Origin of the sequence: Oceanimonas marisflavi, assembly GCF_003049725.1 — a bacterium.
GTDB classification, from domain to species: domain Bacteria; phylum Pseudomonadota; class Gammaproteobacteria; order Enterobacterales; family Aeromonadaceae; genus Oceanimonas; species Oceanimonas marisflavi.
On record NZ_QAGM01000008.1, the window covers coordinates 51,590 to 75,365 of the forward strand.

General features: G+C 60.9%; 24 protein-coding genes. 14 read left to right on the forward strand and 10 right to left on the reverse strand.

The genetic code is table 11. The features are described from left to right. The first annotated feature begins 79 nt into the window (after positions 1-79). From lpcA to DA373_RS06960, 4 genes are all read left to right on the forward strand, one after another. Positions 80-661 carry a D-sedoheptulose 7-phosphate isomerase gene (lpcA, locus tag DA373_RS06945; protein ID WP_107851595.1) on the forward strand — a complete coding sequence of 194 codons (582 nt, stop codon included), beginning with the start codon at positions 80-82 and terminating at the stop codon, positions 659-661. Positions 662-665: 4 nt separating this feature from the next. Next, positions 666-1,457, forward strand: coding sequence for a class II glutamine amidotransferase (locus tag DA373_RS06950; protein ID WP_107851596.1), 792 nt, complete (start codon positions 666-668; stop codon positions 1,455-1,457). 409 nt (positions 1,458-1,866) lie between these two features. Beyond that, positions 1,867-4,272: a Lon protease family protein gene (locus tag DA373_RS06955; RefSeq protein ID WP_107851597.1), complete on the forward strand. Its 2,406-nt coding sequence runs from the start codon at positions 1,867-1,869 to the stop codon at positions 4,270-4,272. Next, positions 4,269-5,060 (forward strand): hypothetical protein, encoded by a 792-nt coding sequence (locus DA373_RS06960; protein WP_107851598.1) that lies wholly within the window; start codon positions 4,269-4,271, stop codon positions 5,058-5,060. Before DA373_RS06955 ends, DA373_RS06960 begins: the two co-directional genes overlap by 4 nt. A 46-nt stretch (positions 5,061-5,106) precedes the next feature. On the opposite strand, the gene purN is transcribed toward DA373_RS06960, so the two are convergent. Together purN and purM are read right to left on the reverse strand one after the other, a co-directional pair. Then, on the reverse strand, positions 5,107-5,745 hold the full coding sequence (purN, locus tag DA373_RS06965) for a phosphoribosylglycinamide formyltransferase (RefSeq protein WP_107851599.1): 639 nt from the start codon (positions 5,743-5,745) through the stop codon (positions 5,107-5,109). Continuing rightward, entirely contained in the window at positions 5,742-6,779 is a 1,038-nt protein-coding gene (gene purM, locus DA373_RS06970) for a phosphoribosylformylglycinamidine cyclo-ligase (RefSeq protein ID WP_232821215.1), read from the reverse strand. Before purM ends, purN begins: the two co-directional genes overlap by 4 nt. 290 nt (positions 6,780-7,069) lie before the next feature. Here purM and upp point away from each other — a divergent pair, with 290 nt between their 5' ends. From upp to hda, 4 genes are all read left to right on the forward strand, one after another. Next, positions 7,070-7,696 (forward strand): uracil phosphoribosyltransferase, encoded by a 627-nt coding sequence (gene upp, locus DA373_RS06975; protein WP_107851601.1) that lies wholly within the window; start codon positions 7,070-7,072, stop codon positions 7,694-7,696. Positions 7,697-7,751: 55 nt separating this feature from the next. Beyond that, positions 7,752-9,020: a uracil-xanthine permease family protein gene (locus DA373_RS06980; RefSeq protein WP_107851602.1), complete on the forward strand. Its 1,269-nt coding sequence runs from the start codon at positions 7,752-7,754 to the stop codon at positions 9,018-9,020. A 62-nt stretch (positions 9,021-9,082) separates the two neighbouring features. Next, positions 9,083-10,042 carry a DUF2066 domain-containing protein gene (locus DA373_RS06985; RefSeq protein ID WP_107851603.1) on the forward strand — a complete coding sequence of 320 codons (960 nt, stop codon included), beginning with the start codon at positions 9,083-9,085 and terminating at the stop codon, positions 10,040-10,042. Next, positions 10,039-10,761 carry a DnaA inactivator Hda gene (gene hda, locus DA373_RS06990; protein WP_107851604.1) on the forward strand — a complete coding sequence of 241 codons (723 nt, stop codon included), beginning with the start codon at positions 10,039-10,041 and terminating at the stop codon, positions 10,759-10,761. The genes DA373_RS06985 and hda overlap by 4 nt, the downstream gene beginning before the upstream one ends. 83 nt (positions 10,762-10,844) lie before the next feature. On the opposite strand, the gene DA373_RS06995 is transcribed toward hda, so the two are convergent. Beyond that, complete coding sequence (locus DA373_RS06995) at positions 10,845-11,222, reverse strand: DUF2069 domain-containing protein (protein ID WP_107851605.1); 378 nt, start codon at positions 11,220-11,222, stop codon at positions 10,845-10,847. Next, the gene (gene arsC / locus DA373_RS07000; protein ID WP_408635762.1) at positions 11,219-11,572 is read right to left on the reverse strand and encodes an arsenate reductase (glutaredoxin); all 354 of its coding nucleotides are present in this window, start codon (positions 11,570-11,572) and stop codon (positions 11,219-11,221) included. Before arsC ends, DA373_RS06995 begins: the two co-directional genes overlap by 4 nt. A 47-nt stretch (positions 11,573-11,619) precedes the next feature. Between arsC and DA373_RS07005 the strand changes: the two genes are divergently transcribed. Then, positions 11,620-12,081, forward strand: a complete 462-nt coding sequence (locus tag DA373_RS07005) for a TlpA family protein disulfide reductase (protein WP_107851607.1) — start codon at positions 11,620-11,622, stop codon at positions 12,079-12,081. A gap of 113 nt (positions 12,082-12,194) precedes the next feature. Here DA373_RS07005 and bepA read toward each other — a convergent pair whose 3' ends face one another. Further along, positions 12,195-13,637 carry a beta-barrel assembly-enhancing protease gene (bepA, locus tag DA373_RS07010; protein ID WP_107851608.1) on the reverse strand — a complete coding sequence of 481 codons (1,443 nt, stop codon included), beginning with the start codon at positions 13,635-13,637 and terminating at the stop codon, positions 12,195-12,197. A 118-nt stretch (positions 13,638-13,755) separates the two neighbouring features. On the opposite strand from bepA, the gene DA373_RS07015 reads away from it, so the two are divergent. The 3 genes from DA373_RS07015 to DA373_RS07025 are packed head-to-tail and all read left to right on the forward strand — an operon-like array spanning position 13,756 to position 16,429. Further along, positions 13,756-13,977, forward strand: coding sequence for a sulfurtransferase TusA family protein (locus DA373_RS07015; protein ID WP_107851609.1), 222 nt, complete (start codon positions 13,756-13,758; stop codon positions 13,975-13,977). Positions 13,978-13,988: 11 nt separating this feature from the next. After that, complete coding sequence (locus DA373_RS07020) at positions 13,989-15,059, forward strand: AI-2E family transporter (protein ID WP_107851610.1); 1,071 nt, start codon at positions 13,989-13,991, stop codon at positions 15,057-15,059. Between the two features lie 32 nt (positions 15,060-15,091). Then, positions 15,092-16,429 carry a sodium-dependent transporter gene (locus DA373_RS07025; protein WP_107851611.1) on the forward strand — a complete coding sequence of 446 codons (1,338 nt, stop codon included), beginning with the start codon at positions 15,092-15,094 and terminating at the stop codon, positions 16,427-16,429. A gap of 204 nt (positions 16,430-16,633) precedes the next feature. Here the strand turns inward: DA373_RS07025 and DA373_RS07030 are convergent, their stop codons facing one another. Further along, the gene (locus DA373_RS07030; RefSeq protein ID WP_107851612.1) at positions 16,634-17,470 is read right to left on the reverse strand and encodes a tetratricopeptide repeat protein; all 837 of its coding nucleotides are present in this window, start codon (positions 17,468-17,470) and stop codon (positions 16,634-16,636) included. 13 nt (positions 17,471-17,483) lie between these two features. Continuing rightward, a complete protein-coding gene (locus DA373_RS07035; protein WP_107851613.1) occupies positions 17,484-18,200 on the reverse strand; it encodes a 4'-phosphopantetheinyl transferase family protein in 717 nt (238 codons plus the stop codon). Between the two features lie 153 nt (positions 18,201-18,353). On the opposite strand from DA373_RS07035, the gene DA373_RS07040 reads away from it, so the two are divergent. Next, positions 18,354-18,797 (forward strand): NlpC/P60 family protein, encoded by a 444-nt coding sequence (locus DA373_RS07040; protein ID WP_198650260.1) that lies wholly within the window; start codon positions 18,354-18,356, stop codon positions 18,795-18,797. 164 nt (positions 18,798-18,961) lie between these two features. Here the strand turns inward: DA373_RS07040 and DA373_RS07045 are convergent, their stop codons facing one another. Continuing rightward, positions 18,962-20,815, reverse strand: a complete 1,854-nt coding sequence (locus DA373_RS07045) for a DUF3413 domain-containing protein (protein ID WP_107851615.1) — start codon at positions 20,813-20,815, stop codon at positions 18,962-18,964. Positions 20,816-20,848: 33 nt separating this feature from the next. After that, on the reverse strand, positions 20,849-21,076 hold the full coding sequence (locus tag DA373_RS07050; RefSeq protein ID WP_107851616.1) for a YejL family protein: 228 nt from the start codon (positions 21,074-21,076) through the stop codon (positions 20,849-20,851). Between the two features lie 77 nt (positions 21,077-21,153). Between DA373_RS07050 and yejK the strand changes: the two genes are divergently transcribed. Beyond that, entirely contained in the window at positions 21,154-22,149 is a 996-nt protein-coding gene (gene yejK, locus DA373_RS07055; protein ID WP_107851617.1) for a nucleoid-associated protein YejK, read from the forward strand. Positions 22,150-22,209: 60 nt separating this feature from the next. Here the strand turns inward: yejK and ahpF are convergent, their stop codons facing one another. Next, positions 22,210-23,751 (reverse strand): alkyl hydroperoxide reductase subunit F, encoded by a 1,542-nt coding sequence (gene ahpF, locus DA373_RS07060; protein WP_107851618.1) that lies wholly within the window; start codon positions 23,749-23,751, stop codon positions 22,210-22,212. Between the last annotated feature and the right edge of the window lie 25 nt (positions 23,752-23,776).

Below are 23,776 nucleotides of genomic sequence, written 5' to 3' on the forward strand. Positions count from 1 at the left end.
CGAGCCCGGACTCCTTCGGCTTTTCGCTTTGCAGCACTTGTGCCAAAATGCCCTTTTACCGCAAGCAAGAGGCCATTACATGTATCAGAGTCTGATCCGCAGCGAGCTGAACGAAGCCGCCGAGGTGCTGAGCCGCTTTCTGGCCGATGACGCCAACATTGCCGCCATTGAGCGGGCCGCCAGACTGCTGGCCGACAGCTTCAAGGCCGGCGGCAAGGTGCTGTCTTGCGGCAATGGTGGTTCTCACTGCGACGCCATGCACTTTGCCGAGGAGCTGACCGGCCGTTACCGGGAAAACCGCCCCGGCTATCCGGCCATCGCCATTTCTGATCCCAGCCATCTGTCCTGCGTGTCCAACGACTTTGGCTACGAGTTCGTGTTCTCCCGCTATCTGGAAGCGGTGGGCCGGGAAGGGGACGTATTGCTCGGCCTGTCCACCAGCGGCAACTCGGCCAATATCCTCAAGGCCATTGAGGTGGCCAAAGCCAGGGGCATTCGAACCATTGCCCTCACCGGCAAGGACGGCGGCAAAATGGCGGGGCTGGCGGATGTGGAAATTCGCGTACCGCATTTCGGCTACGCCGACCGCATTCAGGAAGTGCACATCAAGATCATTCACATTCTGATCCAGCTGGTCGAAAAGGAAATGGAGCAAGAGTAAGCCCATGTGTGAACTGCTAGGGATGAGCGCCAATGTGCCCACCGACATCTGTTTCAGCTTTACCGGTCTGATGCAGCGGGGCGGGCGCACCGGCCCCCACAAGGACGGCTGGGGCATTGTATTTTACGAGGGCAAGGGCCTGCGCACCTTCAAGGATCCGCAGCCCTCCAGCCAGTCGCGCATTGCCCAGCTGGTGCAGGAATACCCCATCAAGAGCTGCGCCGTGGTCAGCCATATCCGTCAGGCCAACCGGGGCGGCATTGCCCTGGAAAATACTCACCCCTTTACCCGGGAGCAGTGGGGGCGCTACTGGACCTTTGCCCATAATGGCCAGCTCAGTGGCTATAAAAAGCTCAAGACCGGCCGCCACAAGCCGGTGGGGGACACCGACAGCGAGCTGGCCTTTTGCTGGATATTGCACGAGCTGGAGCGAAAGTATCCGCGCAAGCCCGGCAACATGGCGGCCATGTTCCGTTATGTGGCCACCCTGTGCGATCAGCTGCGCGGGCTGGGGGTGTTCAATATGCTGCTTACCGACGGCGAATACCTGATGACCTACTGCACCAATAACCTGCACTGGATCACCCGCCGTGCCCCCTTTGGGCCTGCCCGGCTGATTGACGAAGACGTGGAAATCGACTTTCAGCAGGAAACCACCCCCAACGACATCGTTACCGTGATCGCCACCCAGCCGCTTACCAACAACGAGCAGTGGCACAAAATGCAGCCCGGTGAATACAACCTGTTCTGGCTCGGCGAGCGGGTGGCCGGCAACGGCGAAGAGCCCGTCTCCTGAGCCTTGAAAAAATCGCTGAAAACTAGCGCAATGCGAAGCAGCAGCGCGGTTGCGCTTCGCCGGCACGCTGCAAGTACATCCTTGTAGTGCTCGGCACATGCCATCCATGGCATGTGACGGCCGGCTTCGGCAATCCCCGCTGCTGTTTCATGTGGCTATCGTGCTGGCTGCAGGATACTGACAGTCAACTTTGTGCCTGACTCAGGAGGGCAAAGGGTGACTGCTTCTGTGGCCCTCTGCGCCAGGGATGGCGCAGCGGAGCCCCCATGGATGGGTTTACGGCGAGCCAAAGAAGCAGTGCGCTTTGTCCGACGGAAGTGCACTGTCCTGAAAGCGGCAAGGGCCTGCACCTCAACGCTCGAAGGCTTATTGGCTAAGCTTTGTGCAGACTGTCTGTACGAGGCTGGCCATGACTGCTGTATCTCCTCTTGATCCCCAACGGCTTTATCGCGCCTGCGATGAAGCCCTGTTTACCTTTACCACCACCGACGAGCTCACCGACAGCGGTGCAATGGTGGGGCAGGAGCAGCTGCTCGAAGCCCTGTCGTTTGGCACTGGCATACGCCGTCAGGGGTTTAACATCTACATGATGGCGCCGGAAAACTGCAACCGGCATACCCTGATCCGGCGCTTTCTCAGCGGCCGGGCAGAAAGCGAGCCGGTGCCGGCGGACTTGTGTTATGTCCACGGTTTTGAAGAAGCGATACGGCCCGAACTGCTGGTGCTGCCTCCGGGAGTGGGGCGGCGTTTTCGCGCTAGTCTCGACAAGCTGGTGGAAGAGCTGTTGTTGTCCATTCCGGCCATTTTTGATACCGAGGAATACCATAACCGGCTGGATGAGCTAAACCAGCAGCTGGCCGAGCGCCAGACCGCCGCCATGAACGAAGTCAGGGTCTTGGCCAAGGCCGAAGAGGTGGCCCTGATCAAAACCCCCACCGGCTTTACCCTGGCACCGAAAAAGGACGGAGAAGTGCTGGATGCGCGCAGTTTCCACCAGCTGCCGGAAGCGGAACGCGCCGCCATGGAGCAGGCCATTGAACGGGTGGAAAAACGGTTGCAGGAGGTGCTGCAGCAGTTTCCTCAGTGGAAGCGGGAAACCCAGCAACACATTCAGTGGCTGAACGAAGAAATGGTCATGTTCGCCGGTGGCAGCCTGATCGATGAGCTGTGCGAGGAATATGCCGGCTGCGAGCCGGCCATTCATCACCTGGAAGCGATTCAGCAGGATCTGGCGGGCAACGTCAACCTGTTGCTGGCCTATATGCGCGAAGGTGAGCTGCCGGCTCATCTGCTGGCGCGTTATCGGCTTAATCTGCTGGTGGATAACGCCGACACACAGGGTGCGCCCGTGATTTACGAAGACTGGCCCAATCTCATCCGGTTGCTGGGTCGGGTGGAGCACCATGTGGAGCAGGGCGCCCTGATCACCGATTTTACCCTGATCCGTGCCGGTGCCCTGCACAAGGCGAATGGTGGCTATCTGATCCTCGATGTGCAACGACTGCTGCAGCAGCCCATGGTGTGGGAAGTGCTGAAGCGGGCGCTCTATGCCCGTGAAGTCCGAATTGAATCTTTGGAACGCTTTTACAGTCTGGCCAGTACCGTCAGCCTGGAGCCTGAGCCGGTGCCCCTGGAGCTCAAGGTGATCCTTATCGGTGATCGCCGGTTGTATTACCTGCTGGCGGCCCATGATCCGGACTTTGGCAAGCTGTTCAAGGTGCAGGCGGACTATAACGACGATATTGAGGTCAGCCAGGAAAATCTGCAGCGGTATGCCCGTTTTATCGGCTGGCTGGCGCGCCAGCAGGATCTGCGTCCACTTACCCGCTGTGGCGTGGCCCGCATGATCGAGTATGCCGGCCGGCTGGCGGATGATCAGCAGCGGCTGTCGGCACTGACCGAAGAGCTGACCGATGTGCTGCAGGAGGCCAACTATCTGACCGAAAGTGCCAGTCAGAGCTGCATTAGTGGTGAGGCGGTTGAGCGGGCGCGGGCGGCGGGACGGCGGCGGGCGGCGCGTATCCACCGCCGCATGGAAGAGTCGATATTGCGTGGCAGCAAGCTGATCGATACCGAGGGCGCCGTGGTCGGGCAGGTCAACGGTCTGACGGTGCTGGACATGGGCAACTACCGTTTTGGTCAGCCGGCACGCATTACCGCCATTGCCCGGCTGGGCAGCGGATCCGTGCTCGATATCGAGCGCGAGGTGAAGCTGAGCGGGGCCATACACGCCAAGGCCATGCTGATTCTGTCCCGTTTTCTGAGTCACCGTTACGCCGCCGAAGGTCCCATGCCGGTGTCCGCCAGCCTGGCCTTTGAGCAGTCTTACGGCATGATCGAAGGCGACAGCGCCTCGGTGGCCGAATGCTGCGCCCTGATCTCCGCCATGGGGGAAGTGCCCCTTAACCAGGCTCTGGCGGTCACCGGCTCCATTAACCAGTTTGGCCGGGTGCAGCCCATTGGTGGCGTCAACGAAAAGATTGAGGGCTTTTTTGAGGTCTGTCAGGCCCGGGGGATGGCGCCTGGTCAGGGGGTGATCATTCCTGCCAGCAACACCGACAACCTGATGCTGAGCCGGGAAGTGCGCGATGCCGTGGCCGAAGGGCAATTCAGCGTGTATGCGGTATCCGAGCTGGATCAGGCCCTGGCCCTGCTCACCGGTATGGCGGTGGGTCAGATCGACGATCAGGGGAATTACCCGGCAGACTCGGTCAACGGCCGGGTGCAGCAGTGCCTGGCACGGCTGGCCGAGGTACAGCGCAAGCTGCACCGGCATGATGACGACAACGGTGACACCGGGGAGAAAACGTCATGATGCGGCGTCTGGTCTGGTATCTGGAGCTCAGTGGCCGGGAGCTGGAACAACTGGAAGCGGTGGTGGACTTTGCCGCCGGACAGGGCGTAAGCCTGCGTACCGTGTTTGTGGAAGACGAATATCTGCTGCGTTGTGGCGAGCTGCCCTGCAGTCGCGAGATCAGCCTGCTGACCGGCAAGGTCAGGCCGCTCAGCAGTGCTCAGCTGGCCTGGCAGCTGCAGCGGCGCAGAGAGCGGGCCGAACAGCGGCTGGCGGCCCTGGCCCGGCAACGGGCGCTGGAATGGAGCCGGGAGGTGACCCGGGGCCGGCGTGAGCAACTGCTCAGTGCTGCCAGCGGCGACGATATGGCGGTGCTGATGCTCAGTGCCGGAGAGCCCCTGCCGGTATGGCTGAGTGGGGTGCAGCGTCCGGTCTTGCTGCTGGGGGCGCACTTTCGGCCGCTGAACCAGTTACTGGTGGTACTGGATGATATCAGCGATACCGGGCTGCTGGAGCAGGGCCAGGCCCTGGCCGGACGGAGTGGCTGGCCGCTGTGGGTGCTGGTGCCGGCGGCAAAAATGGATGAGCTGGCGCCGCTGCTGGCAAACAAGGGGCTGGAGGAGGCCGTGTTGCCATTACGCCACTGGTCGCTGGCCGCCTGGCTCACCGCCGCCACCGACAGGGCCAGCCTGCTGCTGACGCGGGCCAGCCTGCTGCTGACGCGGGCCAGCAGCCCGGCGCTGGCGAACGCCAGCAGCACCGGCATTAACGCCATGCTGTTATTGCCGGCCAGTCCGTCACAGCCATAAAAAAAGAATGCCGAAGCATTCTTTTTACGGTTTATTCTGTGGCGGCTTACTCGCCGGCGTGGCCTTCCGGCGGCAGGGGCTGGTTATCCAGCCAGGCCTGGCCGTCCTTCATGGCCAGCCGGCCGTCGCAGAACCAGCGCACCGCCAGCGGATAGATGGCGTGCTCCTGCACATGCACCCGCTCGGCCACCGTGGTGGCGTCGTCTTCGGCAAACACCGGCACCCGGGCCTGCAAAATCACCGGGCCGCCATCCAGCTCTTCGGTCACAAAGTGCACGCTGCAGCCGTGTTCGTCGTCGCCGGCGTCAATGGCCCGCTGATGGGTGTTCAGCCCCTGATATTTGGGCAGCAGGGAAGGGTGAATGTTGAGCATTCGCCCTTCATAGCGGCGCACAAAGCCGGGAGTGAGAATGCGCATAAAGCCCGCCAGCACCAGCAGATCCGGCTGGTAACCGTCAATCAGCTGCATCAGGGCGGTGTCATAGCTTTCCCGGTCGGGGTAGTCCCTGCCCGGCAGTACCTCGGTGGCTACCCCCGCCATGCGGGCCCGCTCTAGGCCATAGGCCTCGGCCTTGTTGCTGATCACCGCCACCACCTCGCCGCCCAGGCGGCCATCGGCCGCCTGATCCAGCATGGCCTGCAGGTTGCTGCCGTTGCCGGAGATCAGCACCAGGATGCGTTTCATTTGATTTCGACCTGCTCTTCGCCGTCGGCGGCCTGCTCGATGTGACCGATGACCCAGGCGTTCTCGCCGGCGTTCTGCATAAACTGAACGGCGGCGTCGGCCTGGTCGGCGGGCAGGGCGATCACCATGCCCACACCACAGTTGAAGGTGCGGTACATTTCATGGGTTTCCACGTTGCCGGCCTGCTGCAGCCAGGTGAACACCTCGGGCCACTGCCAGCTGGCGCCGTCGATCACCGCCTTGGCGCTCTCGGGCAATACGCGGGGAATGTTTTCCCAGAAACCGCCGCCGGTAATGTGGCTGAGGGCGTGAATGTCAAACTGCTTGATCAGTTCCAGCACCGGCTTCACATAGATGCGGGTGGGGGCCATCAGGGCGTCGGCCAGGGTGGCGTCGCCCAGAGGCTGGTTCAGATCTGCCTGGCTCACTTCCAGGATCTTGCGGATCAGGGAATAACCGTTGGAATGCGGGCCGCTGGAGGCCAGGGCGATCAGGGCATCACCTGAGGCCACTTTGGAGCCGTCGATAATGCCGCTTTTCTCAACCACACCCACACAAAATCCTGCCAGGTCGTAGTCGCCGGCTTCGTACATGCCGGGCATTTCCGCGGTCTCGCCGCCGATCAGGGCGCAGCCGCTCAGCTCGCAGCCTTCACCAATGCCGGTGACCACGTCGGCGGCGGTGTCCACGTCCAGCTTGCCGGTGGCGTAATAGTCGAGGAAAAACAGCGGCTCGGCACCCTGCACAATCAGATCGTTAACGCACATGGCCACCAGATCCACGCCCACGCCCTGGTGGCGCTTGAGGTCAATGGCCAGGCGCAGCTTGGTGCCCACACCGTCGGTGCCGGCCACCAGTACCGGCTCCTTGTAACCGGTGGGCAGCTGGCACAGGGCGCCAAAGCCCCCGAGACCGCCCATGACTTCCGGGCGCTGAGTGCGGCGGCTGACGCCCTTGATGCGTTCAACCAGGGCGTTACCGGCGTCGATGTCGACACCGGCGTCTTTGTAGCTCAGGGGTTTGTTCTGCGTCACGTGTTGATACCTTGTCATTGGTGTTGAGCCCGCTCGGTGCTCTTCGGCTCCGTGGCCGGCCCGGGTAAGTGTTTCGCCGGCTATTCTAATTTAATGCGTGGGTCAGTGCCACTGGCAACGCCGTTTGAGGAGCCCTTTGAAACCGTTACAGCAAGCCTGGTCATGACGGGCGCCGTCCCGGCTCCGTGTTTGCTAAAATTGGTGCTGAAAGTATGCCGCCGGGCGCTATTTTATGCTAGAGTTCCGCGGTTTTTTGTGTCCGTTATTTCAGTGGTCGGGAGAAGTTGTCGATGAAAGTCGTTGAGGTCAAGCACCCTTTGGTGAAACACAAGCTGGGTCTGATGCGGGAAGCCGATATCAGCACCAAACGCTTTCGTGAACTGGCGAAGGAAGTCGGCAGTCTGCTGACTTATGAAGCCACTGCCGATTTTGAAACCGAGAAAACCACCATCAACGGCTGGACCGGCGCCACCGAGGTGGATCAGCTCAAGGGCAAAAAGGTCACGGTCGTGCCCATCCTGCGCGCCGGCCTCGGCATGATGGACGGTGTGCTCGAGCATATGCCGAGCGCCCGGGTGAGCGTGGTGGGGGTATACCGGGATGAAGAAACCCTGCAGCCGGTATCCTACTTCAACAAGCTGGTGAGCCACATCGACGAGCGTCTGGCGCTGATCGTGGATCCCATGCTGGCCACCGGTGGCTCCATGATCGCCACCATCGATCTGCTCAAGCAGCACGGCTGCACCAATTTCAAGGTGATCGTGCTGGTAGCCGCCCCCGAAGGCATCAAGGCGCTGGAAGCGGCCCACCCGGACGTGGAGCTGTACTGTGCTTCCGTGGACGAACGGCTCGACGAGCACGGCTATATCATTCCCGGCCTGGGCGATGCCGGCGACAAGATTTTTGGTACCAAGTAAGTTCATGTAAAACCGGCGCAGGCCGGTTTTTTTCTGTTGTTTGAGGTTATAGCAAATGAATCCCGCTGAACGCACTCAGGAGCTGGCGTCCGGCCAGCCGGCGGTGCACACTCCCCTGCGCCAGGCTCTGGCCGGTTCCCAGATGTTGTTTGTGGCCTTTGGTGCCCTGGTGCTGATGCCGCTGATCACCGGCCTGGATCCGAACGTGGCACTGTTCACCGCCGGCATTGGTACTCTGGTGTTTCAGATCTGTACCAAACGCCAGGTGCCCATCTTTCTGGCATCGTCCTTTGCCTTTATCGCGCCCATTCTCTACGGCGTGCAGACCTGGGGCATTCCCGCCACCATGAGCGGCCTGATGGCGGCGGGCATCATGTATGTGCTGCTCAGCCAGCTGGTGCGCTGGCGCGGTACCGCCCTGCTGACCCGGTTGCTGCCACCCGTGGTGGTGGGCCCGGTGATCATGGTGATTGGTCTGGGTCTGGCGCCCATGGCGGTGAACATGGCCATCGGCAAGAGCGGTGACGGCAGCGCCGTGCTGGTGGAGCACGACACCGCCCTGTGGTTGTCGCTGGCGTCCCTGATTACCACTTTGCTGGTATCCACTCTGGCCAAAGGCGTGTTCCGGTTGGTGCCCATTACCGCCGGTATTGCCGTGGGTTACGGTCTGGCGCTGGCTTTTGGCGTGGTGGACTTCACCCCGGTGCGGGATGCGGCCTGGTTCTCGGTGCCCGACTTCGTGGCACCGGAATGGAACTGGCAGGCGGTGCTGTTCATGCTGCCGGTGGCCATTGCCCCGGCCATTGAGCATATCGGTGACGTGCTGGCCATCGGCTCGGTCACTGGCAAGGATTACCTGAAAAAGCCCGGCCTGCACCGCACCCTGCTGGGTGACGGCCTGGCCACCGGCGCCGCCTCGCTGTTTGGCGGTCCGCCCAACACCACCTATTCCGAAGTGACCGGTGCTGTCATGCTGACCAAAAACTTCAACCCGGTGATCATGACCTGGGCCGCCGGTTTTGCCATTGCCCTGGCCTTTGTGGGCAAGTTCGGTGCCCTGATGCTGAGCATTCCGGTGCCGGTGATGGGCGGCATCATGATTTTGCTGTTCGGCTCCATCGCCACCGTTGGCCTGAACAGCCTGATCAAGCACCAGGTGGATCTGTCCCAGGCCCGCAACCTTTGCATCGTGGCGGTGATCCTGGTGTTCGGTATTGGCGGCATGGCCTTTGGCATCGGCGACTTCAGCCTGCAGGGTATCAGCCTGTGCGGCATTGTCGGCATTCTGCTGAACCTGGTGCTGCCCAGGGAGCGGCCCCATTGATTCTGGCATGAGTCCCGGTCAGTGGTTATCATGAGCGCCCGATTTTCGACAATGGTCACGTCATGCTGAAACAACTGCTGCTGTCGCTGATGCTGCTGGGGGTTACCGGTGCGTCGGCCGCGTCCGTGTTTGAGGTACAACTTGATTCTGCCCCCTACAGCCGGGCCCAGGCCCGGGAGCAGGCGGTGGATCTGCTGCTGGATCGTCTGGTGGGCGAGCCGGGCAGGGCGTCCTGGGTGCGTGACGAAATGATTGAGAACTGGTCCCGCTACCGCCAGGACGAACACACCCGGGGCGGCTACCGGGTGCAGTTTGATCAGGCCGAGCTGTTGCCGCTGCTGGACAGCGCCGGATTGCGTGCCTGGACCGGTGAGCGTCCGTCGCTGCTGGTATGGCAGGTGGACGGACAGCATGCTCTTGATGGTATGACTGCCGGCTGGCGGCAGGCGTCGCTGGATTACGCCATTCCTTTGTTGTGGCCGCTATGGGATCTGCAGGAGCATATGCAGATAGACAAGGACAGTCTGGCGAAAGACACCCTGTCCGAGGCCAGTCGTCGATATGGTGCCGCGGCCTGGCTGGCGGTAGTCAAGCAAGACGGCAGGTTGCGCTGGCGCCTGTTCTCGCAAGACAGTGAGCAGGCCCTTGCCCAGGGCGATGCCGGCACCCCGATGGAGCTGCTGGCGGCAGTCAATGGCTACTGGATCAGCCATAAAGGCGCGGAGACGGCAACCCGGCCAGGCAATACGGCCCCGGCCGAGGCATTGCCGGCGGGTACCGATGCGCCTGGTGAGCTGACCATAGTGGTCAGCGGTCTGGAACGCTTTACCGATATGGTGCGGCTGGAGCAGCGCCTTGGCCGGCTTGAAGGCGTCAGTGATATCCGGCTGCTCGACAGTGCCGGCGACCAGGCCCGTTTTCGCCTGGTGCTGTCCACGCCGGTGGTGGAACCAGCCCTGAGCAGCGCCGGCCTGTCATCGCTCGGTGAGCGCCGTTACCGGCTGACGGAGACAGTCCGTTGAGCCGGGACGGCGATGACGAGCAGCAACCGGCCCAGCTGGCGCTGGCGGTGCAGCTGCCCGATGATGAAACCTTTGCCAGTTTCTATCCGGGCGACAATGCCCAGCTGATCACCGCCCTGAAGAATGCGGCTCTGGGGCAGGGCGACGAGGTGATTTATCTCTGGGGTCAGCCCGGCTCCGGTCGCTCCCATCTGCTGCATGCGGCCTGTGCCGACGTCAACGCCAGCGGCGAGGCGGCCACCTGTCTGCCATTGCACGCTTACCGGCGCATGTCACCGCGCCTGCTTGACGGCATGGAGCTGCTGCCGCTGGTGTGTCTCGACAATCTGGATGCCATTGCCGGGGTGGATGAGTGGGAGCGGGCGGTGTTCAACTTCTTTAACCGCCGGCGGGAGCGGGCGGCGGGCAGCCTGGTGATCAGCGCCTCGGCCCCGTCCCGCAATCTGGGGCTGGGGCTGCCGGATCTGGCCTCGCGACTGGACTGGGGGGTGGCCTATCAGCTCAAGACCCTGGACGATGAAGGCAAGCTCAGTGCTTTGCAACTGCGTGCCGAGCTGCGCGGTTTCAAGCTGCCCACGGATGTAGGCAGGTTGCTGCTGAGCCGTTTGTCCCGGGACATGAGCACCCTGCTGGCGGCGCTGGACCTGCTCGACAATGCCTCGTTTCAGGCAAGGCGCAAGCTGAGCCTGCCTTTCACCCGGGAAATATTGGGACTTTAAATCGGGGACTTGGGAATAGGGATTGGGGAGTTGTAAACGCCGGGCCAGACGATTCCCTAATCCCCAGTCCCTATTCCCTCACATCAATCCTTTTTCTTCTTGCGAATGCTCAGGCCCAGCTCGCGGCCGCGCAGCTTGGCGTAGTAGCTGTTGCCCACAAACATGGTGGTGGCGAACAGCAGCTCCACCAGCGCCAGCCAGCGCTCTCCTTCATCCACCCACAGCAGGGTCAGGGAATGAAGAAAGTAGGGCATGATCAGAAATACCGCCCAGGCGTGGGTGTAGGGATTGCCTTTGAGCATGCCCGGCATGGGAATAAACAGCCAGGGCAGCCACATCAGCAGCATAAAGCGGGCACCCAGCTCCGGATGGGGCGAAATCACACCATGCCAGAGGGCGACCCAGGCAATCAGCCCCAGATAGCCGGTCAGTGCCAGTTTGCGGGCAAAAGCGGTGGTCATTCCAGAATATCCAGTACTTGCTCGGGCGGGCGGCCCAGGGCGGCCTTGCCGTTGCATACCACAATGGGGCGCTCGATCAGTTTGGGATTGGCGACCATGGCGGCGATCAGGGCGTCCTCGTCGGTGACGTCTGCCAGCTCAAGGGTTTTGTAGATATCTTCCTTGGTGCGCATCAGCTGACGGGCCGAACTCATGCCCAGCTGCTTGAGCAGGACTTTCAGTTGCGCTGCATCAGGGGGCGTGTCCAGATATTTGATAATCTCGGGCTCAAGGCCTTTTTCCTGCAACAGGGACAGGGTTTCCCGGCTTTTGGAACAGCGGGGATTATGGTAGATAAGCAGACTCATTATTCACTCCTGTGGCGTGGCTGCGGGCATTGTATAGAAGGAAAAGCGCAATGGGCAAACTTCGCATCGGGTTTTTGACGGCGCTGCTGGTATTGGCTGGCTGCCGTGAGGCGGCTACCCTCACCCTGGCCGACGGTGAGCAGCAACGGCTGAAGGATTACCGGGGCGAGTGGCTGGTGGTGAACTACTTTGCCGAGTGGTGCGCGCCCTGTTTGCGCGAGCTGCCGCTGCTGAATGAACTGGGGCAGGCTGCCGGGCCGGCGGTGCTGGCGGTCAGTTTTGATACCATGCCGGCCCAGGCGTTGCAGGCAATGCAGCAACGGCTGGCGATAACGATACCTGTGGTGACCAGTCTGAAGGGCCCCTGGCCCTTTGAGTTGCCCCGGGTGCTGCCCACCACCTTTGTGATCGATCCTGACGGCAAGCTGGCCGCGCGTCATCAGGGCGAGCTCAGGGCCGAGGATATTGCCCGCTGGCGGGAAAACTATTGGGGAAATAAAGGGGGCTCGTAGCTGCCACTTTAGTCGGCAGGGCCTGCGAAGCAGGCCAGATAAGCAGACCTGCTACGCAGGTCCCGCCAGCTGAAGCGGCGGCTACAAGAGGAGGCAGCCCTCATTTTCGCTTATCAGTTCCTCAGCGCTTCCCACTCCTGCTGTTGCTGGCGCAGCTGTTCCAGCCGGGCGCCGAGGCGGGCCCGCTGCATGGCATCCTGTGACAGGGTGGCGGCGAGTTCCATTTGCTGCACGGCCACATCATAGCGGCCTTGCAGTGCGGCCAGCTCGGCCTGAGCCCGGCGAAAGGCTGATTCGTCTCCCAGCGGACGCAGGGACTGGGCCAGCAGCTCCCATACCAGCGCATTGTCACCCTGGCGACGGGCATACTCGTCGAGCAGGATGGCGGCCTCCTGATGTCGCCCGGCCTGCAGCAGGGTATCGGCCAGATTGATGACCACCACCCGGTTGTCGGGCAGGCGCTTGTGAGCCTGCTCCAGCCGCTTGATGGCAGCATCATGGCGGCTTTCGGCGTTATCGAGATCGGTCAGGGCATCGAGTACGAACAGGTTATTGCCATGGCTTTTGGCCAGCTGCGACAGCAGCGGCCGGGCCGCCTCGGGTTTATTGATGGCCATCAGGCCGAGGGCCTGGCCGTAACGGGCGGCATCCGGCAGCCAGGTATTCCCGCTGGCGGCTTCCTTTTCAAAATATTTGTGCAGTTCCCGTGTGCTGGCCTGCTGCAGGCGCACCATAATACGGGCTTTGGCCAGCTGAAAGTTCAGGGACGGCGGCAATGGGCGTACGGCGTATTCCGCCGCCCGGCTGCGGGCCTCGGCAATCCGGCTGGCGGGCAGAGGGTGGGTAAGCAGTATTTGTGGCGGTGTGCTGGCAAACTGGTACTTGTCGGCCAGTTTCTGAAAGAAGCTGGCCATGGCGTTGGGGTCAAAACCGGCGTTGTACAGTAACCGCAGTCCCAGCCGGTCGGCCTCAAATTCGTTATCGCGGGTATAGTTGATGGCAGACTGCATTTTCAGACCGAGGGTGGTCTGCAGCGCGGCCATACCCGCCTGAGGGTTAACCACCGCCAGTGCCACCGAGCCGACCAGGCCGGCAATGGTCAGCGGCGTACTACGGGACTGGGATTCCAGGTAGCGGGCAATATGGCGCTGGGTGACATGGGTAATTTCGTGAGCCATGACCGAGGCCAGTTCACTTTCGTTTTCTGCGTACAGGAACAGACCGGTATGCAGCTGCACCACGCCGCCCAGAAAGGCACTGGCGTTGATGCTGTCGTCCCGGATCAGCAGAAAGCGAAACGGAAAGCGTACCGAATCGGCCTGAGAGAGCAGTTTCAGTCCCAGATCGGTGACGTATTCATTCAGTACGGGATCGTCCACCACCGGCTGGTTGGCCCGGGCAAAGCGACTGAAGGCGTCGCCAAAACGCACCTCCCGCTCTACCGACATGGCGCTGACCCCGGCGGTGCCGATATCGGGCAAACTGTTGTCGGCCCGGGCGGTCAGAAGCGTGGGCAGAACGAGAGCCAGTATCAGGGGCGCGGAGCGTAACCTCATGGGGTAAACCTTTTTGCCGGTGTGGGGCTGGCAGAATAACCGGCCGTATCGGGCGTCACAAGCATTGTTTGCGGACCACAGGAGGGGGATAATACTTTCTTTTTTCAGGGTATAAGGAATGGATCAACTGGATGTCAGCACTCTGCGCTGCCCCCTGCCATTGCTTGAGGTCAAGCTCTGGCTGAAGTCGGCCGAGGACGGCCGCCGGCTGTGGCTGGTGCTGGCCGACCCCGGCTCACGCCAGGATATACCCGCCTATCTCGAGCGCATCGGGCAGGGAGTCGAGGTGGTAAAGGAGACTTCGCACCGGCTTGAACTCATCGTAACCAAACACCCATAAGGACACTCTGCATGTTGGATGTAATCAAGCGCTGGTATCGGCAGCGGTTTTCCGATCCGGGAGCGGTTGTGCTGTTTTTGCTGTTACTGTTCGGCTTTGTGGTGGTGTATTTCATGGGCCATATACTGGCGCCATTTTTCGCCGCCATCGTCATTGCCTACCTGCTGGAGTGGCCGGTGGGGCGACTGCGCCGGCTGGGACTGGGCAGAGGGCCGGCTGCGGGACTGGTGCTGCTGATGTTTGCGATGCTGCTGGTGCTGTCGCTGGTGAGCCTGGTGCCTTCCATTCTGACTCAGAGTGCCAATCTGGCCCGGGAAATTCCCGCCATGATCAATCGGGCCCAGGAGGTGTTGCTGACCCTGCCCGAACAATATCCGGAGCTGGTGGATGTGACCCTGATGCAGAATTTGCTCAACGATCTGCGGGGCCGGCTGGTGGGCTCGGCAGACGCCATTCTAAGCGTGTCCATCAGCTCGCTGACCAATGTGGCGGTGCTGCTGGTGTATCTCATTCTGGTGTCGGTGCTGGTGTTTTTTATGCTCAAGGACAAGCCGGCGCTGCTGCACAGCATGAGCCGCTTTCTGCCGGAAAACCGGGAATTGATCTCCCGGGTCTGGCACGAGATGAACGTGCAGATCGCCAACTATGTGCGTGGCAAGGTCATTGAAATCCTGATCGTCGGTGGCGTCAGCTATGTGACCTTTGCCCTGCTGGGGCTCAACTACGCGCTGTTGCTGGCGGTGCTGGTGGGGTTTTCGGTGCTGATCCCCTATATTGGCGCCGCCGCCGCCACCGTGCCGGTGGCCATGGTCGGGCTGTTTCAGTGGGGCTTTACCCCGGCGTTTTTCTATCTGATGGTGGCCTACGCCATTATTCAGGCGCTGGACGGCAACGTGCTGGTGCCGGTGCTGTTTTCCGAGGCGGTCAACCTGCATCCCATCGCCATTATTGTGGCGGTGCTGGTGTTTGGCGGCTTCTGGGGCTTCTGGGGGGTATTTTTTGCCATTCCCCTGGCCACCTTGGTCAAGGCGGTGATCAACGCCTGGCCTCATCACGATACGGCCCCCGCCGGGCCGGCCTGATTCAACCATCAAGATAATTCAAGGAATAAAGAGTGAGAGAACATTTCGCTTCCCGCTTCGGGTTTATCATGGCGGCCGCGGGAGCAGCGGTAGGACTGGGCAATATCTGGGGTTTTCCCACCCAGGCGGCCAGCAATGGGGGAGGGGCCTTTCTGGTGGCCTATCTGGTGCTGGTGCTGATCCTGGCCTTTCCCATGCTGGTGATGGAAGTGGCCATCGGCCGCCATGGCCAGGCCAACCCGGTGGACTCGGTGCGCAAGCTGGGTAAAAGCCCGTTGCAAAAGTGGCTGGCTGGTCTGGTGGGCTATGCCGGCATGCTGGTACCCAGCCTGGTACTGTCGTTTTACGCCATAGTGGCCGGCTGGCTGCTGGCTTTTCTCGCCGCCAGCGTCACCCGCATGCTGGGCTGGCAGGCGGCCACCGACTGGCTGGAAGCCTTTGGCCTGGGCCGCAATATCGTCTGGACCCTGGTGTTTTATCTGCTGACCATTCTGGTGGTGCAGGCCGGGGTGCGGCGGGGCATTGAGCGCTGGTCGGCCCGGCTGATGCCGGCGCTGTTTGTGCTGTTCCTGCTGCTGTTCTGCTACATCCTTACCCAGAATGGCGCCATGGCAGGGCTGCGTCACTATCTGGTTCCCGACTTCAGCAAGGTGATGGATGGCCAGCTGTTGATCAGCGCCATGGGCCAGGCCTTTTTCTCCCTTACCATAGGTGGCTGCTCCATGCTGATGTACGGCTCCTACCTGAGCCGTCAGGAAAGCATACCCACCACCGCCTTTCAGGTGACTCTGATCGACACCGGCGTGGCCTTTCTGGCGGGCCTGGTGATTTTGCCGGCCATGTTCGTGGCCATGCACAATGGCGTGACCATTTACGGGGAAGACGGCAGCCTGCTGAGCAGCGACACCCTGGTGTTCCAGGTGTTGCCGGCGCTGTTCGACACCATGGGACCGCTGGGCCTGGTGATGGCGCTGGTGTTCTTTGTGTTGATGGGCATCGCCGCCCTGACCTCGTCCATTTCCATGCTGGAAGTGCCGGTGTCCTACGCCACCGAGCGTTTCGGCACCTCGCGACCGCGCATGACCTGGCTGCTGGGCGGTGCTCTGGCGTTGTTCAGCGTGGTGATCTGCCTGAATTTCGGCAGTCTGTTCGGCTTGGTGATTCGGCTGTCCACCCAGAATATTCAGCCTCTGGTCGGTCTGGGGTTCTGTGTGCTGGGCGGCTGGATGTGGGGCCGCGCCAAATTGTTTGAGGAGCTGGTGAAGGGCACTCCGGCGCTGGCCGACAGCCTGTTCTGGCGTATCTGGCCCTGGTATGTGCGGCTGGTGTGCCCGCTGCTGGTGGTGCTGGTGATCGGCGCCAGCTGGTAACCCCCTTCGGGGAGCCGTAAGCTGTCAGCTTTAAGCTGTAAGTAGCCCGGCGTTGACTGGCATCATACAGACAACGTCGGTGTTGCCCGAAGAAGAGTAGGTTGGGATGAGCAGCGCGAATCCCAACACTGTCACGGCTTGCTCGATTGTTGGGACTCGCTTCGCTTATCGCCAACCTACAATATCCCGAGTCCCTGGTCCCGATCAGTACAGCATGCTGTACAGCTTGCGGCGGTAGCGGGACGCCACCGGATCGGCGCCCATGCTGGTGAGCATGTCGAGCAGATGCTTTCTGGCTTCGCCAAAGGACAGATCTTTTTGCAGGATCTCGGTCAGCAGCTGCAGCGCTTCTTCCTGACGACCGGCCTGAAAATACTGTACCGCCAGCTCTTCCTTCAGCTCCAGATCGTCGGGAGAAGCCGCCAGTTTCTGCTCCAGCTCTCGCAGCTCGGGGCTGTCGGCGGCTTCTTTCGCCAGCTCCAGCCGGGCCAGTACATGCTGATACTGGCTGTCCTGATCCGCCATGCCGATGGTATCCAGCAATTGTTGTGTTTCTTCCAGCTTGTTCAGGGCCAGGGCGGTTTCGGCCAGGGTCAGGCGAATGGCCGGGGTGTCTTCCAGGGCTCTGGCCTGCTGCAGCAGGCCGTAGGCGGCTTTCGGATCCATGCCCAGCATCTGCTTGGCCTGATCCAGCAGCAACTCGGCCTCATTGGGCAGGTAGGGCTTGAGAAAGGTTTTCAGGGCGGCTTCGTCCTGAGGGCCTTCCAGCATGTCCACCGGCTGACCCTCCTTGAAGGCCACGAGTGCCGGCAGCGCCTGCAGGCCCAGCTGCATGGCCAGGCTCTGCAGTTGCGGATCCGCCACGTCCACCCGGGCCAGATCCACCTGGCCATTATCGGCACCGATCAGCTGCTCTGCCAGCGCACTCATGGGTTTGCACTCGGGCACCTGGTCGGCGTGGAAGAAAATCACCACCGTCTTGCTCATGGAAGCCTGGATCAGTGACTGCTGAAAGTTTTCTACCGTAATATCAACGATCATTAAAAACGTCTCTTTATGGGTTTATGGCTAGATTGGGTTGCGGTCCCGTGATTTCAAGCTCAGCGCTGCAATCTGCCGGGGTCAGCCGGCGCAGCCGGCAGTGTCGGGCTGCTATCGCCAGCGTCAGGCTGGCGGCTTCAAGTCTGCCCTGGTAAAGCCGGTAGTGAAGACCGTTAAAGCGAGCCTCGGGCTGGCCAGGATGCCATTCAACCCGGTCGAGGTTGTTGGCGATGCCGCTGCCGTCGGCCTTGAGCACGGCCTCCTTGATAGTCCACAGTTGCTGAAAGTCGTTACCGGGCTGAGGACTGCTGGCAAGCCAGTGTTGCTCTTCGGCGGTCAGGTAACGCCGGGCCAGCCGGTCGATGCCATTGCGCTCAAGTTTCCGGCTTTCCAGATCCACGCCCACCGGTGCCTCGGGGCTGATTGCCAGGGCCAGCAGGGAGCTGCTGTGACTCAGGTTGAACTGCCAGTTGCTGCCGGCAAGCCCGGGTTTGCCTCTGGCGCTCAGGCCAATCTCGAGGGCCGCGGGGGATTTTCCGAGCAATATCCCCAGACGCTGGCGCAACAGGTAGCGTCCCAGCAGAAACAGCTGGCGCTGAAGCGGGTTGGTCATGCGCTCCAGGCGTTGCCGTTCGGCTTCGGAGAGGATTTTATACGCAATTTCCGGCGGTTTTATCGCCATGGCGTCGCAAATCAGCAACTCGGCAGTAATATCGTTGTTTTCACTCATTTTTCGCTTTGCAAAATACTCCGGAACTGGACTATGCTGAGACCCATTCTTCGGTTGCCATTATTCATAATGCTTAAACATATCATTGTTGTCGGCAGTCTGCTTGTGATGGCCGGATGCACTACTGTTTCCGATCACAAGTCAGGCAAAAGGATGACTGGTAATAAGCCGTCCTCTTCCCTGACTTACAGCATCAGCACCGAGCCCATGAAGCCCAAACGCTCGCTGGCCACGATCAGTGACTTGCAGCAGGTCTATCAGCGCTGGCGTGGTGTTCCCTACCGGTTTGGCGGTGAAAGTGAGCAGGGCATTGACTGCTCTGCTTTTACTCAGGCCCTTTACCAGGAAGCCTTTGGCATGGATCTGCCGCGCAGCACTTATGAGCAGGTGCAGCTGGGGCGGGAAGTGGAGAAGGACGAACTCAGGCCCGGCGATCTGGTGTTTTTCCGTACCGGACGCAGCATGCGCCACAATGGCGTTTATGTTGGCAATGGCAAGTTTGCCCATGCCTCATCCAGCGTGGGAGTGACCATCTCCAGCCTGGACAATGTCTACTGGCGCAGCCGTTACTGGCAGGCCAGGCGGGTACTGGACTAAAAGCAGTATCCGGAGAGCAGCAAATTCGGGGTAGGTTGGAATGAGCGAAGCGAATTCCAACATTTGGCTGCCGGCGTCGCCAGTGTTTGTTGCGATTCGCTGCGCTCATCACAACCTACAACCGTATTATTTACCAGTCCCCAGTCCCCAGTTACCAGTCCCGGTTATTTCCCCTGAAACCGGTTCAGCTCGTTCATCACCTGCATCAGCAGGGTCAGCTCCGGGTTGCTTCCTTCCCGCTCATGGTAATCACCGGCACTCAGCAACTGCAGATCCCCGCGCCGGTTGAACAGGGTGATGTCATCATTCTGGTAAATGGCATACTCCTCTTCATCGGAAGCCAGCCGCCAGCGGTTTGGACGTTCGCTGAACAGCGACTGGCCGCTGGCATAGCTGCGCAGCGGGTTTCTTACCCCCAATGCCTGTTGCAGCAGGGTAGGAGCCAGATCCAGGTGGCTGGTAGGGTGCGTAAAGCGCTCCGGCATGGTTCTTCCCGGCCAGGCGACCACCAGCGGCACCCGCAACTGGGCCGGTGAATAGGCATTGCCAAAACCCCAGGTGTTGTTGCCACTGTCGTTAAATTCGATGCCGTGTCCCGAGGTAATGACCACGATCGTATCCCGTTCAACTCCCTGCAGCAGGCCAAGCAGACCGCCCAGCAACTGATCGGTATAAAACACGGCATTGCGGTAGCGATTAAGCAGGGCGTCGTGCTGCTCGCTGTGAAAGGGCGCCGCCGGATTCAGCTGTTTCAGCGAGGGCTGGAATGGCCCGCTCATGCCCTGGGGTAATGACAGGGTGTTGAGCGCATCGAGATAGACATAGGAAAACCAGGGGCGATCGTCCGGCTGCTCACTCAGCCAGCCGGCAAAACGGCTCAGTATCTGGCGATCGCCGTCGGCACCGCCGGGAGCAGCTTGCATGCCCGGGTTGCGCAGGGTGGTAAAAATGGTGTCCTTGTACAGGGCGGAGTCGGTGCCACCGCTGACAAACAGTCCAAAACGGTAGTCCTGGCGCTGAAGCTCGTCGACCAGCACAGGGGCGGTCCGCTCCAGCTCGGCTTCGCGCCGGTAGTGAGCGGGCAGACTGTAGAACAGGCTGAACAGCGCCGGCTCGGGCCGGTTGCCGGCGCTGAGGTGATTGTCAAAGCGCAGGTGGCGGTCGGCAAAGCGGCTCAGATTGGGCATGGTAATGGCATCGAGCTGATCGGCGCGCAGGCCGTCTGTCACCACCAGCAGAATATTGGGGGCCCGCTCCGGCGGCTGCACCGACAGGGAGCGCAGCGGATAGTTAAGCCGCTGTTGTGGTTTGTCGGCCACGCGCTCCGAACGCTCCCGGTATTCTTCTTCATCCAGCCAGCCCTGCTTGATCAGAAAGCTTTTGGCGGTCATGGGATAGGACAGCGGAAAGTTGGCCTTTTGCAGGGTTATCGGCGTATACAGGGTGGCATCGGCCCAGATGTGCACACTGTGGGTCAGGAAAAAGCACACCAGCAGAGGCAGGGTCAGCGGACGCGACAGGCTGCGCGAGCGCCCCCGGCTCCAGCGCCACAACCAGGCCCCCAGCCACAGCTCCACCAAAAACAGCACAGGTACCCAGGCGAACAGCCAGCCCCAGCCCGGCGCGCTTTCTGCCTGGGCCTGATCCAGCAGCAGCCGCCACACCGAAGGATTAAGGTGAAAGCCAAACAGGCTGAACACCTGAGTATCCACCAGCAGCAGGGTGAGCGCGCTTGTCGCCAGCCCGGCTCCGAGGAATTGTACTGCCCTGAGTCTGGGAAACAGAAACGTCAGCGGGAACAGGGTCAGCAGGTAGGTGCAGAAGGTGAGAAAGGCAAAATGCCCGACCCAGCTGACCAGCATATAGCCAATACCGAGGAGAGTATCGGGCAGGCCGGCCGCAAACAGATAGCGGACAGACACCGCCATGGCCAGAAGAATGTTGAAAAATACAAACCAGTGGCCCCAGCCGATCAGGCGGGATACATGGTCACGATACTGGGGGCCGGTTTCAACCATGAGGGTGGTGGATCTCGGTGAATGAAAGGGCGCTCAGTGCGCCCCTTTTTGTGTGTCGACGGAGGAGGTCAGCACACTGGCAAACTTGTCGGCAATGGCCTTGCGCTGACCGGGTGCTATCTGGTGATTGATGATATGGGTGGCCAGGTTGCCCAGTACCATGAGTCGCAGATCTGCCGGGGCCTGGTGTTTGTCCATCACCGCCTCCAGCTCACTCAGCAACTGGTCGAATTGTTTGTCGTACTTGGAAATAACAGGCATGGGCGTTCAATCGTTTAACTTGATAACAGGGCGTCTATAATACCCCACCCCATTCGGCAACTCTATGGCAATCTGACATGAGCCTGGACATCGAACACATCATAGTGCATTCCCTGTTTCTGAATGAACAGGGGCAGACCGAGCTTGCCAAGCGCGACGACGAGCTGGCCACGGGCTCGGCGGTGACGCAGCTGATGAGCGAGCTGCACCATATTTACAATACCAAGGCCGGCAAGGTGTTTGGCTATTTCAGCGACGAGGACACCGGCTTTCGCGATCTGGTGCGGCGCATGGAAGATCAGAGCCTGGGCTTTGCGCCTTTTTCACACCAGGCCGCCGAGCGGTTGCTGGGCGAGCTGAACCGGCTGGACATGCAGGAAGAAGGCGTGCTGCTGTTTGTGCGTTATCAGTGGCTGGGGGCCCGTTATCTGCTGATCGCCCTGCTCGATAATAAAGACAGCGTGACCGTCACCGAGCAGCTGGATGTGAGCCGGGCCAGTTATCTGGACCTGGGACGCATGCAGCTGGCGGCGCGGCTGGATCTGACCGAGCTGCAGACCCGGCCCGAGTCAAAGCGGTACTTTTCCTTTATCAAGGGCCGGGCCGGTCGCAAGGTGTCGGATTTCTTTCTCAACTTTCTGTCCTGTGTCGAGGGCATGGATCCCAAGGCCCAGAGCCAGGGACTGATGAAAGCGGTGGATGAGTACTGCGATGCCCGCCAGCTGAGTCAGGAAGAAAAACTGCAGAGCAAGGCCACCATCAGCAAGTATTGCCGGGAGCAGTTAAAGGAAGGGGAAGAGCTGGAGCTGCGCGAGCTGTCGGCGGAGCTGGGTACCGACGACGACCTCGACTTTTATCAGTTTGTGAGCGAGGAATACGCCCTGGAAGAGCGTTTTCCGGTGGATCGCTCGTCTCTCAAGGGCCTGACCAAATACGTGGGCTCCGGCGGCGGCCTGACCATCAGCTTCGATCAGAAGCTGCTGGGAGAGCGTATTGACTACGATCCGGCCACCGATACCCTGACCATCAGGGGCACCCCGCCCAACCTCAAGGCGCAATTGCAGAAAGGCTGAAAAATCGTGAGGAGTAAGGTGTGAGGAGTGGAATCGCCTCACCCCTCGCCCCTCACGCTGTTACGAGCGGATCAGGTGATCAAAGGCCCCCAGGGCGGCGGTGGCGCCGGCTCCCATGGAGATAATGATCTGCTTGTAGGGCACGGTAGTGGCATCGCCGGCGGCAAACACGCCCGGCATGGAGGTGGCCCCCCGGTTGTCGATGATCACCTCGCCAACGCGGCTCAGCTCCACACTTGAGCCCTGCAGAAATTCTGTGTTGGGCACCAGGCCAATCTGCACAAAGATGCCCGCCACATCGAGCCGCTTGCTTTCACCGCTGCTGCGATCGGTATATTGCATGCCGGTCACCTTGTTGCCGTCCCCCAGCACCTCGGTGGTCCGGGCATTCATGATAATATCGATATTGCCCAGTGAACGCGCCTTGCGTTGCAGTACCTCGTCGGCACGCAGACTGTCGGCGAATTCCACCACGGTGACGTGCTCGACGATGCCCGCCAGATCGATGGCGGCTTCAATGCCGGAGTTGCCGCCGCCCACCACGGCCACCCGCTTGCCCTTGAAGAAGGGGCCGTCACAGTGGGGGCAGTAGGCCACGCCCTTGTTGCGGTACTCGGCTTCGCCGGGCACCTTCAGCTCGCGCCAGCGGGCGCCGGTGGCCAGAATGACCGACTTGCTTTTAAGCACGGCACCGCTTGCCAGCGGCACTTCAATCAGCTCGCCCTGCTGAATGCCGGCGGCGCGCTGACTGGTGACAAGCTCGACGTCATATTCCTTTACATGCTGCTCCAGGCTGGCGGCCAGTTTCGGGCCTTCGGTATAGGGCACGGAAATAAAGTTCTCAATGCCTACCGTGTCCATCACCTGACCACCGAAGCGCTCGGCCACCAGGCCGGTGCGCACCCCCTTGCGGGCGGCATAGATGGCGGCTGCTGCGCCGGCGGGGCCACCGCCCACCACCAGTACATCAAAGGGATCCTGTTCGCCGAGGGCGGCGGCCTGACGCTCGGCGGCACCGGTATCCAGCTTGCCGGTGATTTCTTCCAGCGTCATACGGCCCTGGCCAAAGTGTTCGCCGTTCAGATAAACCGCGGGCACGGCCATGATCTGGCGCTCGTTCACTTCATCCTGAAACAGGGCGCCGTCGATCATCACATGGGTGATATTGGGGTTCAGGGTGGCCATCAGGTTCAGCGCCTGCACCACATCCGGGCAGTTCTGGCATGACAGCGATACATAGGTTTCAAAGTGGTATTCCCCCTCGAGGTTGCGGATCTGCTCCTGCAGCGCCGGATCGGCCTTGGACGGATGACCGCCGGTCTGCAGCAGCGCCAGCACCAGGGAGGTAAACTCGTGTCCCAGGGGAATACCGGCAAAACTGATGCGCGGGGCCTGGCCGGCAGCGGCCATGCTCATGCTCGGTGTACGGCTGGCGCGGGCTTCCATGAGTTCGATCTTGCCGGACAGCTCACTGATTTCAGTGGCCAGCTCCAGCAATTCCTTTGATTTCGGACTGTTATCACCGGACACGCTGATCGCTACCGGCGAGACGATGTGCTGCAGATAGGTGTCCAGTTGCTTTTTAAGATTGGTATCTAACATGGGCGTGTCCTGTGCTGAATGTGAG

Coding starts and splice junctions, on each gene's coding strand:
- DA373_RS07045 (WP_107851615.1), bottom strand. CDS start 20,815: ATGGTTGAAACCGGCCCCCAGTATCGTGACCATGTATCCCGCCTGATC.
- DA373_RS07015 (WP_107851609.1), top strand. CDS start 13,756: ATGGATCAACTGGATGTCAGCACTCTGCGCTGCCCCCTGCCATTGCTT.
- upp (WP_107851601.1), top strand. CDS start 7,070: ATGAAAGTCGTTGAGGTCAAGCACCCTTTGGTGAAACACAAGCTGGGT.
- DA373_RS06995 (WP_107851605.1), bottom strand. CDS start 11,222: ATGACCACCGCTTTTGCCCGCAAACTGGCACTGACCGGCTATCTGGGG.
- DA373_RS06960 (WP_107851598.1), top strand. CDS start 4,269: ATGATGCGGCGTCTGGTCTGGTATCTGGAGCTCAGTGGCCGGGAGCTG.
- purN (WP_107851599.1), bottom strand. CDS start 5,745: ATGAAACGCATCCTGGTGCTGATCTCCGGCAACGGCAGCAACCTGCAG.
- bepA (WP_107851608.1), bottom strand. CDS start 13,637: ATGAGGTTACGCTCCGCGCCCCTGATACTGGCTCTCGTTCTGCCCACG.
- DA373_RS06980 (WP_107851602.1), top strand. CDS start 7,752: ATGAATCCCGCTGAACGCACTCAGGAGCTGGCGTCCGGCCAGCCGGCG.
- DA373_RS07005 (WP_107851607.1), top strand. CDS start 11,620: ATGGGCAAACTTCGCATCGGGTTTTTGACGGCGCTGCTGGTATTGGCT.
- DA373_RS07035 (WP_107851613.1), bottom strand. CDS start 18,200: ATGAGTGAAAACAACGATATTACTGCCGAGTTGCTGATTTGCGACGCC.
- DA373_RS06985 (WP_107851603.1), top strand. CDS start 9,083: ATGCTGAAACAACTGCTGCTGTCGCTGATGCTGCTGGGGGTTACCGGT.
- DA373_RS07040 (WP_198650260.1), top strand. CDS start 18,354: ATGACTGGTAATAAGCCGTCCTCTTCCCTGACTTACAGCATCAGCACC.
- DA373_RS07050 (WP_107851616.1), bottom strand. CDS start 21,076: ATGCCTGTTATTTCCAAGTACGACAAACAATTCGACCAGTTGCTGAGT.
- DA373_RS06950 (WP_107851596.1), top strand. CDS start 666: ATGTGTGAACTGCTAGGGATGAGCGCCAATGTGCCCACCGACATCTGT.
- yejK (WP_107851617.1), top strand. CDS start 21,154: ATGAGCCTGGACATCGAACACATCATAGTGCATTCCCTGTTTCTGAAT.
- DA373_RS06955 (WP_107851597.1), top strand. CDS start 1,867: ATGACTGCTGTATCTCCTCTTGATCCCCAACGGCTTTATCGCGCCTGC.
- ahpF (WP_107851618.1), bottom strand. CDS start 23,751: ATGTTAGATACCAATCTTAAAAAGCAACTGGACACCTATCTGCAGCAC.
- DA373_RS07020 (WP_107851610.1), top strand. CDS start 13,989: ATGTTGGATGTAATCAAGCGCTGGTATCGGCAGCGGTTTTCCGATCCG.
- lpcA (WP_107851595.1), top strand. CDS start 80: ATGTATCAGAGTCTGATCCGCAGCGAGCTGAACGAAGCCGCCGAGGTG.
- DA373_RS07030 (WP_107851612.1), bottom strand. CDS start 17,470: ATGATCGTTGATATTACGGTAGAAAACTTTCAGCAGTCACTGATCCAG.